The organism is Paenibacillus sp. M-152 (assembly GCF_003856555.1).
Classification (GTDB): Bacteria; Bacillota; Bacilli; order Paenibacillales; family Paenibacillaceae; genus Paenibacillus; species Paenibacillus polymyxa_C.
This window is the reverse complement of record NZ_CP034141.1, coordinates 4,507,501-4,521,768: the sequence shown is the minus strand read 5'-3', so window position 1 is coordinate 4,521,768 and position 14,268 is coordinate 4,507,501. Positions and strand designations below refer to the sequence as shown.

Annotated in this window: 17 protein-coding genes and 1 other annotated feature (1 of these 18 only partly in view); all 17 genes read left to right on the top strand. The window is 45.1% G+C overall.

Annotated elements, in window-relative coordinates:
• The first annotated feature begins 28 nt into the window (after positions 1-28).
• The gene (mreC, locus tag EGM68_RS19710) at positions 29-850 is read left to right on the top strand and encodes a rod shape-determining protein MreC (protein ID WP_013372671.1); all 822 of its coding nucleotides are present in this window, start codon (positions 29-31) and stop codon (positions 848-850) included.
• Entirely contained in the window at positions 850-1,380 is a 531-nt protein-coding gene (mreD, locus tag EGM68_RS19705) for a rod shape-determining protein MreD (protein ID WP_013372670.1), read from the top strand. The genes mreC and mreD overlap by 1 nt, the downstream gene beginning before the upstream one ends.
• An 82-nt stretch (positions 1,381-1,462) precedes the next feature.
• The gene (gene minC / locus EGM68_RS19700; protein ID WP_013372669.1) at positions 1,463-2,125 is read left to right on the top strand and encodes a septum site-determining protein MinC; all 663 of its coding nucleotides are present in this window, start codon (positions 1,463-1,465) and stop codon (positions 2,123-2,125) included.
• 3 nt (positions 2,126-2,128) lie between these two features.
• The gene (minD, locus tag EGM68_RS19695) at positions 2,129-2,926 is read left to right on the top strand and encodes a septum site-determining protein MinD (protein WP_129549861.1); all 798 of its coding nucleotides are present in this window, start codon (positions 2,129-2,131) and stop codon (positions 2,924-2,926) included.
• Positions 2,927-3,265: 339 nt separating this feature from the next.
• Entirely contained in the window at positions 3,266-4,111 is an 846-nt protein-coding gene (locus EGM68_RS19690) for a peptidoglycan DD-metalloendopeptidase family protein (protein WP_013372667.1), read from the top strand.
• A complete protein-coding gene (locus tag EGM68_RS19685; protein WP_013372666.1) occupies positions 4,104-4,982 on the top strand; it encodes a M50 family metallopeptidase in 879 nt (292 codons plus the stop codon). Before EGM68_RS19690 ends, EGM68_RS19685 begins: the two co-directional genes overlap by 8 nt.
• A 47-nt stretch (positions 4,983-5,029) precedes the next feature.
• Positions 5,030-6,214 (top strand): Rne/Rng family ribonuclease, encoded by a 1,185-nt coding sequence (locus tag EGM68_RS19680; RefSeq protein WP_040103047.1) that lies wholly within the window; start codon positions 5,030-5,032, stop codon positions 6,212-6,214.
• 96 nt (positions 6,215-6,310) lie between these two features.
• Positions 6,311-6,397: a sequence feature (ribosomal protein L21 leader region), on the top strand.
• 13 nt (positions 6,398-6,410) lie between these two features.
• On the top strand, positions 6,411-6,722 hold the full coding sequence (gene rplU, locus EGM68_RS19675) for a 50S ribosomal protein L21 (protein ID WP_013372663.1): 312 nt from the start codon (positions 6,411-6,413) through the stop codon (positions 6,720-6,722).
• Between the two features lie 13 nt (positions 6,723-6,735).
• Positions 6,736-7,074, top strand: coding sequence for a ribosomal-processing cysteine protease Prp (locus EGM68_RS19670; protein WP_040103048.1), 339 nt, complete (start codon positions 6,736-6,738; stop codon positions 7,072-7,074).
• Positions 7,075-7,079: 5 nt separating this feature from the next.
• Positions 7,080-7,397: a 50S ribosomal protein L27 gene (gene rpmA, locus EGM68_RS19665; RefSeq protein WP_013311590.1), complete on the top strand. Its 318-nt coding sequence runs from the start codon at positions 7,080-7,082 to the stop codon at positions 7,395-7,397.
• Between the two features lie 146 nt (positions 7,398-7,543).
• Entirely contained in the window at positions 7,544-8,281 is a 738-nt protein-coding gene (locus tag EGM68_RS19660) for a Spo0B domain-containing protein (RefSeq protein WP_040103049.1), read from the top strand.
• Positions 8,282-8,294: 13 nt separating this feature from the next.
• Complete coding sequence (obgE, locus tag EGM68_RS19655; RefSeq protein WP_025678440.1) at positions 8,295-9,605, top strand: GTPase ObgE; 1,311 nt, start codon at positions 8,295-8,297, stop codon at positions 9,603-9,605.
• Positions 9,606-9,762: 157 nt separating this feature from the next.
• Positions 9,763-10,200 (top strand): ACT domain-containing protein, encoded by a 438-nt coding sequence (locus tag EGM68_RS19650; RefSeq protein ID WP_013372659.1) that lies wholly within the window; start codon positions 9,763-9,765, stop codon positions 10,198-10,200.
• Positions 10,201-10,243: 43 nt separating this feature from the next.
• Positions 10,244-11,530, top strand: a complete 1,287-nt coding sequence (locus tag EGM68_RS19645) for a homoserine dehydrogenase (RefSeq protein WP_025678439.1) — start codon at positions 10,244-10,246, stop codon at positions 11,528-11,530.
• A gap of 27 nt (positions 11,531-11,557) precedes the next feature.
• Entirely contained in the window at positions 11,558-12,526 is a 969-nt protein-coding gene (thrB, locus tag EGM68_RS19640) for a homoserine kinase (protein WP_013372657.1), read from the top strand.
• Positions 12,523-13,422, top strand: a complete 900-nt coding sequence (gene pheA / locus EGM68_RS19635) for a prephenate dehydratase (RefSeq protein ID WP_129549860.1) — start codon at positions 12,523-12,525, stop codon at positions 13,420-13,422. Before thrB ends, pheA begins: the two co-directional genes overlap by 4 nt.
• Positions 13,423-13,439: 17 nt before the next feature.
• Positions 13,440-14,268 carry the 5' portion of a branched-chain-amino-acid transaminase gene (gene ilvE / locus EGM68_RS19630; protein WP_040103050.1) on the top strand. The gene runs 56 nt beyond the window's last position, so the window shows 829 of its 885 coding nt (coding positions 1-829); its start codon is at positions 13,440-13,442; the stop codon falls past the right edge of the window.

Here is a 14,268-nt window from a genome sequence, read left to right as displayed (position 1 = left end):
GTTTGGCAATAAAAGACTATTTGTTCTATTGATCGGAATCGTTCTGTTTATTGCCCTTATGGGGATTACACTTGGACAGAGAAATTCCTTAACCTGGCCCGAGAAGTTTGCCAGAGATTCAATTGGCTTTGTGCAAGGTATCTTTTACAGGCCCGCTTCAGCAATAGCGGGCTTCTTTGAAGATATCGGTAATATGCGTAGTATTTACGAAGAAAATGAGCGCTTAAAAATAGCCGTGGCCAAGCTGACTCGTGACCAGATTCAGACTCATAATTATGTTGAAACAAATGCTAGATTGCAGAATGAACTGAAGTTCACCCAAACGCAAAAGGCGAAAAATAATTATGATTATCGTGTTGCACAAGTGAACAGTGTTAGCAATGATTCCAAAACACTCGTGATTGATATTGGTGAGAAGGACGGAGCCAAGGTCGGTCAGGAGGTCAGTTCACTTGAAGGGTTTGTTGGGGTCATTAGCCGCACGGGGAATTTTACGTCTACCGTTACGCTGTTGACTACATTGGATCCTAAAAATCCGAATTCTTATGCCATTGCAGCGACAGTCTTGGGTAAGGAAAATCAATCGTTTGGTATGATTGAAAGCTATGATCCGGGTACGAACACATTTCAAATGACTCGCATTGAAGAAAAAGATCCAATCGCAAAGGGTGATCAGATTATTACGTCTGGTGCAGGCGGGAAGTTCCGCAAAAACCTAATGATTGGAACGGTGGAGAAAATTCAGGTTGGAGAGTTCGGCAAAACACGGACAGCGATTATTAAACCGGCAGCCAGCTTTGTGGATTGGAAAGAACTGCTCGTCCTCTACACTCCTGAGGTACCGGAATAATGAAGATGCGCGGTCAGGTTCTGATACTGCTGCTGTTTGTCCTGTTTATAGCTGAAGGAACGATTCTTCCGTGGCTTCTCCCGGATAGTTGGCATTCAAGAATGGTTCCAAATTTTGTGTATGTCGTAATTTTGTTTGTATCTGTGTATTACAGCCGTCATACAGCGTTGGTGCTAGGTATTGTTTTTGGACTTATTCATGATGTAGTGTACTACGGGTTTATCATTGGCCCTTATTCTTTTGCAATGGGGTTGTCTGCATACTTATTAGGGCTTGTGTTTACTGCTAGACGTGCACCGATGCCCATTATGATGGCGGCCGTATTGATTGGTAGTTTCCTGCTGGATTCTATGCTTTTTGCCATTGATCAGCTGTTTCAACTGAATCATCAGACTTTCAATTGGGCACTTGCTCAGTATATGATTCCTGATTTGTTTATCCATTTTCTGTTCGCCCTCATCATTTATGTCCCAGTTCGCAAGCAATTGCAGCGTTTGGGTACCCGTGTGAAAAAGGAAGAGACTGTCTAGGTCTTTTTACACACATTTTGTCCGGGTTAGCAGGGATTTGACGTCCCGGGGACGAAATGATTGAGATAGGAGGGACAGGCTAATGGCGGTGAAATCGAATCATGTCACGATTAAAGGCATCAAAGATGGCCTGGTATTCCTGCTGGACGATCAATGCGAATTTGAGGATTTGCTGGGTGAGCTGCGTTTTAAGCTGGAGCACAGTCATCAAAATATTTTAACTGGTCCGATCATTCATGTGGATATTAAACTGGGAAGTCGGGAAGTAACTGAGGAGCAAAAGGAAAGTATTCTGGAGATTTTGAAGCAGAAGGGGAATCTGCTCATCAGGTCTGTAGAATCACCCGGATTGCCTGTGGTAGTGCAGGGCAAGCCCCCCATTCACACGGTGACAGGGATTATCCGTTCAGGACAAGTGCTTCATCACGATGGAAACTTACTCTTTTTGGGAGATGTTAACCCGGGTGGAATTATAACTTGTACCGGTGATATCTATGTCCTTGGCGCTCTGCGGGGTATGGCGCATGCAGGGATGGAGGGAAATAGTGAAGCGATTATCGCGGCCTCCTATTTTGCACCAACACAGCTGCGAATTTCCGAAATGATTAGCCGTCCACCAGATGAATGGGAGACACGTGAATCCGGCATGGAATTTGCGTATCTCAAGGATGGCGCTATGCAAATAGATAAAATGAGCAATATTGTGCGTCTGGGCCGCGATTTTAACGTGTTCAAAGGGGTGTAGCACATGGGAGAGGCTATCGTCGTCACTTCAGGAAAAGGCGGCGTCGGCAAAACGACGACGTCAGCCAATATAGGAACAGCGCTTGCACTGCTCGGCAAAAAGGTGTGTTTGGTGGATACGGATATCGGTTTGCGTAATCTAGACGTTGTGATGGGTCTGGAAAACCGGATTATTTATGACCTTGTTGATGTAGCGGAAGGTCGTTGCCGTCTAAATCAGGCACTGGTTAAGGACAAGCGTTTTGAGGAGCTGTATATGCTACCAGCTGCTCAAACCAAGGACAAGAGTGCTGTTACGCCGAAGCAGGTTAAGGATATTATTTTGGAGCTTAAAAAGGATTTTGAATATATATTGATCGACTGCCCTGCGGGTATTGAGCAAGGCTTTAAAAATGCCATTGCCGGTGCGGATCAGGCCATTGTTGTGACTACTCCAGAAAATGCTGCTGTACGCGATGCAGATCGGGTAATTGGTTTACTGGAAAGTTCGCACGTGATATCACCTAAGTTGGTGGTTAACCGCATTCGCAATAGTATGGTTAAATCCGGAGATATGTTAGATATTGACGGAATTTTACAAGTGCTTAGCATAGACCTTATTGGGATTGTACCGGATGATGAAATGGTAATTAAAGCAGCTAATACAGGAGAGCCTACTGTTATGAATCCGGATGCACAGGCAGCGATTGCCTATCGGAACATTGCGAGACGAATCTTGGGCGATACTGTGCCTCTTATGCAGCTGGACCAGAAGAAGAGTGTGATGACACGCTTTAAGAAGTTTTTTGGTATGGGTGGATAAGGAAAACAGGAAGTTATTGCTGGTGGTTGCTTGGCCTTTTCTAGTGAGATATTTTCACTGATTTCTAAGGGAAGTGTTACAGTAGCATTCATTTGTAATACTAGACACTTAAATAAGTCACCACTTATTTAAGTGTTTTTGGTTTGCTTTTTTAAATTTCTATAATTCTGGTTCGTAAATTTAGATCATTACATAAATGTTATAAATGCAAAACATATCCGGTGCGCTAGCGCCGGTTTTTTTGATTTTTAGGGTATGTAATCCCCAACCGGACAACATAAGTTGAAGCCCGTCCTCATAAGATGTAATAAACTTACCTCGCTGAGGGGGCTGAACAGGATGGACAAAAATTCCGGAATCAAGCAGCGCAGAAAAGAACGTATACAGCAGCTAATCGAGGGAAACAAAGCGGAGGCGTATTCCTCAGGCATAGATCAGAACAGGTACGGGTACAGAGAAATGAAATCGATGCCTGTAGTCAGTGCCAACTCGCCCAGAGACCCAGAAACCGAGTGGAAAAATGATCGACAACGTTGGCAGCAATCTTTTGGGGCAAATCGTGGTCCGTCTTTTTGGAGTTCCTTTTGGCGTAGAACTGTCATAGCAGCAGTGTTATTTGGAGTGGTGTGGGGCTTATTTCGCTGGGATATCCCCTATGCAGTAAATTTGAGAATGTTTGTCGCGGATGCCTTGAATAAGGACATGGATTTTGCAGCCGCCGGACAATGGTATAAAACTTATTTTGACGGAGCTCCTTCCTTCTTACCGATTTTTGGCGAGGAGCATGAAACGAAACAGGTAGACGCAAGTCGAAAGGGCTCTCCACCGATTGAAGGCAATATAACACAGCCGTTTGTACTGAGTCTTAAAGGAGTAGAAATTACGCCGAATGTTGCCGATAACGGGGCAATCGCTGTTAAAAGTATAGATGCAGGACGTGTATTAGACGTATTAAACCATCCCAAAAGTGGGATTTCAGTTACAATTCGTCACACTGGCGGTATCACAGCAACTTACGGAAGGCTCTCACGCTCTACCTTAAAAGTGAACGATTGGGTTCAGGAGGGTGAAGAGATCGGTGTATTGCCAGCAAGTCACGGCGGTAGCGAGGCGGCGACTTTATTTTTGGCAATTCAAAGAGGGGATCAATACATTGACCCGTCGGAAGTGGTAGCCCTTGATTAATGTCCGAGGGGTGACCTTATCACTGCATCCACTGTTTGTACTGGTTATGCTGACCTCTGTATTAACTGGACATTTCATCGAGATCATGACCTTATTTACACTGGTGTTTATACATGAGCTAGGTCATGCGACAGCTGCTTCGTTGTTGGGGGCGCGGTTACTTTCCATACAGATGTTACCCTTTGGAGGAGTGGCTGTCATTGAGGATCAAGGGAAGCTCAATGCGTGGAAGGAGATTGTCATTGCTCTAGCAGGCCCCCTGCAAAACGGAATCATGATCATCATTCTTTTGTGGCTTAGGAATGTGAGTGGGTTGGAGCATGATTATGTAAATTATATAATTCAGGGAAATGCTGTTATTGCATTGTTTAATTTGTTGCCAATTTTACCGCTTGATGGTGGAAAAATATTGCAGTCGCTGATTAGCTTATTCTTCTCTTATCACCGCACATTAGTATGGACTTTTAGAGCCAGTATCATAACAAGTCTGCTATTTTGCCTGTATGGTATTTCGCCGTTATTAAGGCAAGATGAGCCTTTACATTTAAATCTGCTGGCGGTAGGGATTTTTTTGCTTTATTCTAATATTGTGGATTATCGGAATATCCCTTACCGTTTTATACGTTTTTTGCTGGGGAGGGACGAGCTTTTTTACCGCGAAGCGGCTAAAGGAAGCATTGCCTTACCTATTGTATCCCTGCCCGTGAAACATTTGGAGCCTGTTTTGCGTCTTTTCAGAAGAGATCGATATCATATGGTTTACGTTATGAATGAACAGGGACGGATTGTAGCTGTATTGCCGGAACAACGACTTATACGTTCTTATTTTGCGGCACGCCCGCCAAATGGTGGAGAATCCAAACCCAAATAATGTTTATGAAATAAGGAAGAGGCTGTATTCAGAGAGGTTGAAAAACCATGAAGCAAATGATTGTACAATGCCAACAGCAGATGACCCAAATGGCACTGTTGGAAGAGGGACGATTGGTTGAATATGCGGCTGAACTACCGCGAAAACGGGGAATTCTAGGTTCTTTTTTCAAAGCGAGGGTGGTCAATGTGCTACCAGGAATGCAAGCCGCCTTTGTTGACATTGGACAGCGCAAGAATGCCTTTTTGTATGTGGATGACGTACTTCATGCTCATTTGGACAAGCAGCCAGAGGTAAAGCCGTCCATTTCTGAACTGTTAAAGGTGGGGCAGGAAATTGTAGTACAAGTATTAAAAGAGGCGGTTGGTAGCAAAGGAGCCAGGGTGACCACTCATTTTTCACTTCCGGGCCGCTGGATTGTATACATGCCCCGGGCTGATTATGTGGCCGTATCCAAGAAGATTGAGCGTGAGGGAGAACGTGCCCGTTTGAAAGCCATGGGAGAGCAGCTACGCACGGGTGAGGAAGGGCTCATCATTCGTACGGTTTCAGAGGAAATGAGTATAGAGGCGATTGAAAATGATCTGAATCAACTACGTAAGCAATGGGTGGCTATTCAGCGCAAAGCGGGTGAACACTCCGCACCGTGTGAATTGCACCGAGATCTGAGTATCGTTCAGCGTTTAATTCGCGATGTGTTTACACCTGAGCAGGATGAACTGGTCATTGACAGCGAGGAGCAAGCAAAGGATGCAGAAGTAATGCTGCAACAGATTGGTTCTGCGAAAGCTCATGTAAGTATATTTCGCAGTGCAGAAGAAACGATTTTCAAAGCTTATGGCATTCATGAGCAGCTGGAACGCGATTTTGCACGAAAGGTATGGCTTCAGGGTGGCGGATACATTGTCATTGATCATACGGAGGCATTGACCGTCGTGGATGTGAACACTGGGAAGTTTACGGGCGGCAGTAATTTGGAAGAGACGGTGACCCAGACTAACATTGAAGCAGCAGAAGAGATTGCCCGCCTGGTACGTGTACGTGATATTGGAGGTATTATCATCATTGATTTCATCGATATGGAACAAGAGGAGAATCGTAGGGAAGTATCTTCTGTGCTGGAGGCAAGATTAAAAAAGGACCGGACTAAATCATATGTTGTCGGTTGGACGCGGTTAGGTTTACTGGAAATGACCCGCAAAAAAGTGCGTGAAGAAAAGACTCTCGTGTAGAACGTGCGTAATCAAAATTATTTCAAAACTAAAGGTTGAATGTGTACGAAGCTTATGCTACAATTATTTAGTATGTGTGATGCGTAAGATTGGCTGCACATGCTGTAACCGCTCCAATCAGGTACTGAAGTGCAGTATCCTAAGGAAACTGTCACCTGCAATTAGGCGAGTCTGAGACATAAGGAGGTGCAAGCAAATGTACGCAATTATCGAAACTGGTGGTAAGCAATACAAAGTTCAAGAGGGCGATGTATTGTTCATCGAGAAGTTGGAAGCTAATGATGGTGAAACTGTAACGTTCGATCGTGTTCTGGCAGTGTCCGGCGACAATGGCTTGACAGCAGGTACACCGCTTCTTTCTGGAGCTTCTGTAACAGCTAAAGTTGAGAAGCATGGTCAAGGTCAAAAGGTCGTTGTATACAAATACAAACCTAAAAAGAACTACCATGTGAAGCAAGGTCATCGTCAACCGTACACGAAAGTGACGATTGAAAAAATCCAAGCGTAAGAGGGTGCGATAATTGATTATCGTGCGTATTATACGGCTGGAGGATGGCAGCATACAGGGGTTTTCTGTTAAAGGCCATGCGAATTTTGCTAAATCTGGCGAGGATATCGTATGTGCTGGGGTTTCAGCGGTAACGGTAGGAACTGTCAATTCGATTGTAGCTCTTACGGACGTTGAAATGGAAACGGAAATGGAAAACGGCTTTTTAAGCGCGTATCTTTCTCCTGAAAGTTATCATGATACGAACGCACAGGTTCAACTGTTGTTGGAGTCCATGGTGATTATGCTGACAAGCATTGCTGAATCATACGGTAAGTATATTCAAATAGAAAATAAACAAAGAAGGAGGTAGACATCATGTTGAAATTGACATTGGATCTTCAGTTATTCGCATCGAAAAAAGGTGTAGGTTCCACAAAAAACGGACGTGACAGCAGATCGAAACGTCTTGGAGTGAAACGTGCTGACGGTCAAGCAGTTACCGGCGGTAGCATCTTGGTTCGTCAACGCGGAACGAAAATTCACCCGGGCACGAACGTGGGCATCGGTAAGGACGACACTCTGTTCGCGAAAGTGGATGGCGTTGTGAAGTTCGAACGTTGGGGCCGTGATCGCAAAAAGGTGAGCATCTACCCGATCGACGTTGCTCCAGTAGCAGCTACTGTAGAAGCTTAATAGCGGCTTAGACACGCTGAAAAGCCTCCGGCACTTTTGTCGGAGGCTTTTTTGCATGATGGTAATGAACTGGAAAGTTAGTCTGTGCTATACTGGATAAAGGTTGTTGACTAGTCCATTTAATTATCGCAGAACGGAGAGAAGCCATGTTCCAGCGGATAAGAGCGCCTTATCTGGCGTTGGGTTCCATTCTGATTCCTTTGGTTTTTTCACTGCTCTATCCCAAAGCATTAACGATTATCATACTAGCTGTGTGGGCTGTAGCTGCTGCTTGTTTTGGTATGTGGTATACACATAGACAGGTTGAACATGAGCGGAAAGCTGCTTTGCGTTCTTTTGAGCGTACAGCGATAGCAACGCTTAACCATCATCGGCATGACTGGATGAATGATTTACAGGTGCTTTATGGCTATATTCGTATGAATAAGCATGATAAATCAGCTGCTTATGTGGAAATAATAAAGGGGCGGGTGTCGGAAGACAGTAAAATATCTAAGCTGGGTATTCCCTCGCTGGTGTTTTATTTGCAGTCTTTTCGCGTGAACGCCGGAAATTTACAATTGTCGGTACAGGTTGAGGAGGATTTAAAGTTAGACGCTGTCATGTCTCCCGAAGACGGCGAGTCGCTTGCCTCGGCCGTCATACAAACGGTGCGTGCGTATCAATATGGCGGGGGCCGGTCGTCCTGGGGAGAAGTGCGCAGATTGACACTTTATTTCGGTATGGATCAGAATGATGTTATCGTCCGGTTTGAAGGAAGTGACATACCTGCCGATTTAAATATACTAAAGCACGTCAGATCCGTACTTGGAAGTGAACGCCTTCGAACAGAGAAGCTCCCTACGGGCGATATGCTTCAAATTCGAATGCAGTGCCAGACATAAGGAAGGTGTAACCATGTTTGTAGATAAAGCGAAGATTTTTGTTAAAGGCGGTGACGGTGGAGACGGATTAATTGCGTTTCGCCGTGAGAAATATGTTCCTAATGGCGGCCCAGCTGGTGGTGACGGAGGGAACGGTGGAGATGTAATTTTTCGTGTAGATGAGGGTTTGCGTACCTTGATGGATTTTCGGTACCAACGGCATTTTAAAGCCCAGCGTGGGGTAAAAGGTCGCAACAAAAGCCAACACGGAGCCAACGCTGAGCACATGATTGTCCGTATACCACCGGGAACAGTTATCATGGATGATGACACAGGTGAAGTATTGGCAGATATGACTCGTCATGGCCAACAGGTCGTTGTAGCTAAAGGAGGACGCGGAGGACGCGGCAATATTCGTTTTGCAACACCGAGTAATCCAGCGCCTGAATTGGCTGAAAACGGTGCGGAGGGGCAAGAGCGTTATATTACGCTTGAGTTAAAAGTGATGGCTGACGTAGGCTTGGTCGGATTTCCTAGTGTAGGAAAGTCTACCTTGTTGTCAGTTGTATCTTCTGCAAAACCCAAAATTGGCGCATACCACTTTACAACGATTACCCCAAATCTGGGTGTCGTGGATGTGGGGGATCAGCGGAACTTTGTGATGGCCGATTTGCCTGGTTTGATTGAAGGAGCCCATGAAGGCACTGGACTGGGCCATGAATTCCTGCGGCACATTGAGCGGACGCGAATTATTATCCATGTTGTGGATATGGCCGGCTCTGAAGGACGTGACCCGTTCGAAGACTGGACCAAAATAAACGACGAATTGAAGCAATATAATGCAGCTCTGGCTGAGCGTCCACAAATTGTGGCGGCCAATAAAATGGATATGCCGGAAGCTGAAGAAAATCTTGCTCACTTCAAAGAGCAGATTGCTACGATACGTCCTGACCTTGAAATCATGCCTATTTCCTCTCTGACACGTCAGGGTGTAAAGGAACTGCTCTATCGGGCTGCTGATCTGTTGGATCAAATACCGGACGAGCCGGTTGTTGAGGAAGTAGCAGAAGTTAATGAACGCAAGGTATTTAAGTTGGATACGACCGAAGACGAGGGCTTTACGATTGTGCGTGAAAACGACACATTCGTGGTGCACAGCCCCAAAATTGAGCGCATGATGAAGCGCATGCAGATGAATTCGCATGATGCCATCTTGAAATTAGCAAGAACGTTGCGTCATATGGGTGTGGATGCTGAGCTACGCAAACGTGGTGCCACAGATGGTACATCTGTACGCATCGCTGATTTCGAGTTCGAATTCGTAGAAGGCAGCAGCTACTACTAAAATTAAATAAAGCTTTAAAACCTGAACGGTTACTGCACTATAGGGAATTCTATAGAAGTCAGTAGCCGTTTTTTTGTATTGTGAGCTTGCCGATTTTCATGAGTTTAGATATAATGTCCTCTATACAAAAACATAAGTCTTTGAGGAGAGGACGTTCTTGAAAGAGCGCTATTACTTGGTACGGGAAGATATTTTGCCTGAAGCTATTGTTAAGACCATACAGGTAAAACTGCTGCTGGCTTCGGGAGATGTTAAAACCGTACATGATGCTGTGGAGCAAGTTGGGCTAAGCCGAAGCGCCTTTTATAAATATAAAGATGGCATACATTTGGTTAACCAGTTAGAGCGTGAGCGAATTGTCAATATCTCTATCGATCTAGAGCATCAATCCGGCATGCTGTCCAGGGTGCTCGGCAGAGTGGCGGATTACGGAGGTAATGTGCTGACGATCCAGCAAAGTATTCCACTGCAAGGTAGAGCCAATGTAGTTATCTCAGTCGAAATGTCCAGGCTTAGTGATGAATTGGGTGTTCTGCTGGAGGGCTTGGAAAGCATTTCTGGAGTCAAGCGGGTCCGCCTGATTGGGCAAGGCTGAGGCGATACAGTTCGTTAGATAAAAGTTAGCAGGAGGGGAATGGATGAAACCGGTCAAAGTAGGATTGTTAGGCTTAGGGACTGTAGGTACGGGAGTCGTTCGAATCGTTGAGGGCAATCAGGAAGACTTGAGCAGACAAGTAGGTTCACCGATCATCATTGAAAAAATAGCTGTAAAAAACATAGATAAGTATCGTTCCATAGAAGTAGACACCGCCAAACTTACTGAGGACCCGTGGGAAGTCATTCGAGACCCTGAAATTGATGTGATTATCGAAGTCATGGGTGGGATTGATCAGACGAAGGAGTACATTCTAGAAGCGTTAGAGAGAGGCAAACACATTGTAACAGCCAACAAGGACTTAATGGCATTGCACGGTTCTGAAGTATTGGCAAAAGCACAGGAAAAACAATGTGATATTTTTTATGAGGCTAGTGTGGCAGGCGGTATCCCGATCATTCGTACACTCATTGAAGGGTTCTCCTCTGACCGTATTACGCGCATTATGGGGATTGTGAACGGTACAACAAACTTTATTTTAACTAAAATGAGTCAGGAAGGAGCCTCGTACGAGGAGGTTCTTAAGGAAGCTCAAGAACTTGGATACGCAGAATCTGATCCGACCTCAGATGTCGAAGGATTGGATGCGGCGCGCAAGATGGCAATACTGGGAACCCTCGGTTTCCGCTCTAATGTAGAGCTCAAGGATGTAAGCGTGAGCGGTATTTCAAAGGTAACCAGTGAAGATATTGCCTTTGCTAAAAAACTAGGATATGAAATGAAGTTGCTTGGTATTGCAGAACGCCAAGGTGATGAATTTACGATTAATGTTCAGCCGACTATGGTGCGCAAGCAGCATCCATTGGCATCGGTGAACGGGGTATTCAACGCAGTTTATGTACATGGTGAAGCAGTGGGAGAAACCATGTTTTATGGTGCAGGTGCAGGCGAAATGCCAACAGCTACATCAGTAGTGGCTGACCTGGTAGCTGTAGTGAAAAACCTCAAACTTGGCGTAAATGGGCTAAAAGCAATCGTACCCTACAATCCTAAAAAAATTTGCAATGACGAAGACGTGTATTTCAAAAATTTCGTGCTTTTACACGTTGATGATAAAGCAGGGGTATTGGCACAGATTACGCAGGTATTTGCTGAATTCAATGTCAGTTTGGCATCTGTCGTGCAGCAGCCGAATGAGACTAATCCCGATGCTGAGATTATTATCGTGACTCATTTAGCTAGTAAAGCAAGTATGAAAAAGGTGTTGGAGCATTTTGAAACTTTGGACGTGATTCGCCGCATCAAGAGTGTATATCGGGTAGAGGGATAGTTAATAAAAGCAGGAGGAATCATCTGTATGACCGTTTTGAAAACAGCAAGAGTGCGCGTGCCTGCGAGTACGGCTAACCTAGGACCTGGCTTTGATACATTGGGCATGGCGTTGTCTCTATACGCATGGATTGAATTAAAAGAGGCCGAGCAGACAGCTTTCCATCTATACGGGGATCAAATGAATGGCGTTCCCCAAGATAAAACCAATTTGATTTACAAGGTAGCACAAATGGTTTTTCGTGAAGCAGGTGTATCTGTTCCTGAGCTGGAAATTTCGATGTACTCGGATATTCCGCTTACCCGTGGTTTGGGCAGTAGCGCTTCCGCTATTGTAGGTGCCTTGGTGGCTGCTAATACGCTGATTGGCTCGCCCCTGTCGGATTCCAAGCTATTTGATATGGCAAGCGCTATTGAAAAGCATCCGGACAATGTCGGGGCCTCTTTGTTTGGCGGTATTATTACTGCCGTGTGGGATGGCAAACATGCCAAGCACTTACGGATTGAACCGGATGCTAATCTAGAGGTAATGGTAGTTATTCCAGATTTTCAACTGTCCACGTCGAAGGCCAGAGAGGTCCTGCCTACCCATGTATCCTTGAAGGATGCTGTATACAATATAAGCCATGCTTCAATGCTGGTAGCGGCATTGGCATCGGGCCGAACAGATCTAATCGCCGAAGCGATGCGTGATCAGCTTCATCAGCCTTACCGCGCGGCACTTGTACCGGGTATGACAGAGATCCTACAGAATGCGTACCATTATGGTGCATTAGGTGTGGCCCTTAGCGGTGCTGGACCGACATTGCTGGCATTGACGGATCAACGGGAAAATCGTAAAGCGGAGCTTGAACAGTATTTAACGGAGACAATGAACAAAGAAGGGATCACGGCGTCTGTTTTAAATTTGCGCCCGGAGATTGAAGGAGCTAAAGTATATACGGAAGGGAATACACACCCTTTTATGGATATGATTAAAGGGGAACTTACGATATGATGCGAATTGCACTTCTTCCTGAGGGGACTGTTTCTCATGAAGCAATTAAATATTTGTTAGGAGATACACCCTGTGAACTACTGTTTTACAAGCATATAGCAGACGTATTTCAGGCAATAGACAAGGGACAGGCAGACTATAGTGTAATTCCTATAGAAAATACGATTGATGGCTCTGTAAGTTTGCATATGGACTGGCTTGTGCATGAGGTAGACATTCCAATGCAGGCGGAATGGGTATATCCTTCAATTCAAAATCTTATTGGACATCGTAGTGAATTTCTCGGGGATCAGGACAAGCTTGATTTGAGCAAAGTGGTCAAAATTATGTCCCATCCTGTAGCGCTTCCCCAATGTAAAGAATTCATACAAACTTTCGCTCCTCAAGCCGAGCTGGAGAGTGCAGGAAGTACGGCAGAGGCCGTCGAAATTGTTAAACATAACCCAGGTAAAGGTTGGACCGCTCTTGGAACCAAGCTTGCGGCTGCCAAACACGGGTTAGATATTTTGGCCAGCAAAGTGACGGATCATGATAACAATTTCACCCGCTTTGTCTTGATTGGACATCAACCTGTAAGGTTCCCGCGTACGCCTGAAGGCCAGCGAACCAGTATTCTGGTTACGCCGCCGCAGGATTTCCCAGGAGCGCTACATCAGGTTTTATCCGCATTTGCATGGCGCAGGTTAAATCTGTCTCGTATTGAATCGCGTCCGACCAAAAAGCAATTGGGGAATTATTATTTTTACATTGAAGTTCTGGAATCTCTGCATTCCGTTTTGCTTCCGGCAGCCTTTGCAGAGATCGAGGCTTTGGGGTGCCATGTACGTATTCTTGGCTCTTATCCAAGCTACAAGTATGTTGAAGCAGCGATCGAACCTATTTTGAAGGAACATTAATCGGAGGTGTGGTTGTAATGGCAGAACAATGGATCTATCTGGATGGACAGCATGTGACTAAGGAGAACGCAAAGGTTTCTGTATATGATCATGGTTTCCTGTACGGAGACGGTATATTTGAGGGTATTCGTATTTATAACGGCAATATTTTTAAATGTAAGGAGCATTTAGAGCGGCTGTATGATTCTGCGAAATCTATTCAGTTGAACATTCCGTTGTCTCCTGATGAAATGTTGGAAGCAATGGCTGAAACGATTCGTCTTAACGAAATGCGCAATGGATATATCCGATTGGTTGTATCCCGGGGTGCTGGAAATCTAGGTTTGGATCCCCTTCGTTGTGCAAAGGCGAGTGTCATCATTATTGTCGAGCAGCTCACCATTTATCCGGAAGAAGCTTATTTGACAGGTCTGAAGACAATTTCTGTTTCTCAACGTCGCAACATCCCGGATGCTTTGAATCCAAAGATAAAATCATTGAACTACCTCAACAATATCCTGGTGAAGATCCAGTCTAATTATGCTGGTGTAGGTGAGGCTATTATGCTCAATTCCCAAGGATATGTGACGGAAGGTTCTGCTGATAACATTTTCATTGTCAAAAATGGAGTGTTATATACACCGCCTTGTTATTTGGGAGCGCTTGAGGGGATTACACGTAATGCTATCATCGATTTGTGTGCCAAGCTTGGATATTCGCTTAAGGAGCAACCTTTTACATTGCATGATGTATATGTGGCGGATGAGGTGTTTTTTACGGGAACCGCTGCAGAAGTGATTGCAGCTTATGAAGTAGATGGTCGTACGATCGGCTCCGGTGTTGCTGGTCCAGTGACTTTAGAGCTCC

Bases quoted from the DNA above. Each gene is read 5' to 3' on its own strand.
- EGM68_RS19660 (WP_040103049.1), top strand. From the start codon at position 7,544: ATGTTCCAGCGGATAAGAGCGCCTTATCTGGCGTTGGGTTCCATTCTG.
- minC (WP_013372669.1), top strand. From the start codon at position 1,463: ATGGCGGTGAAATCGAATCATGTCACGATTAAAGGCATCAAAGATGGC.
- pheA (WP_129549860.1), top strand. From the start codon at position 12,523: ATGATGCGAATTGCACTTCTTCCTGAGGGGACTGTTTCTCATGAAGCA.
- mreD (WP_013372670.1), top strand. From the start codon at position 850: ATGAAGATGCGCGGTCAGGTTCTGATACTGCTGCTGTTTGTCCTGTTT.
- rplU (WP_013372663.1), top strand. From the start codon at position 6,411: ATGTACGCAATTATCGAAACTGGTGGTAAGCAATACAAAGTTCAAGAG.
- minD (WP_129549861.1), top strand. From the start codon at position 2,129: ATGGGAGAGGCTATCGTCGTCACTTCAGGAAAAGGCGGCGTCGGCAAA.
- EGM68_RS19680 (WP_040103047.1), top strand. From the start codon at position 5,030: ATGAAGCAAATGATTGTACAATGCCAACAGCAGATGACCCAAATGGCA.
- EGM68_RS19645 (WP_025678439.1), top strand. From the start codon at position 10,244: ATGAAACCGGTCAAAGTAGGATTGTTAGGCTTAGGGACTGTAGGTACG.
- EGM68_RS19690 (WP_013372667.1), top strand. From the start codon at position 3,266: ATGGACAAAAATTCCGGAATCAAGCAGCGCAGAAAAGAACGTATACAG.
- obgE (WP_025678440.1), top strand. From the start codon at position 8,295: ATGTTTGTAGATAAAGCGAAGATTTTTGTTAAAGGCGGTGACGGTGGA.
- thrB (WP_013372657.1), top strand. From the start codon at position 11,558: ATGACCGTTTTGAAAACAGCAAGAGTGCGCGTGCCTGCGAGTACGGCT.
- rpmA (WP_013311590.1), top strand. From the start codon at position 7,080: ATGTTGAAATTGACATTGGATCTTCAGTTATTCGCATCGAAAAAAGGT.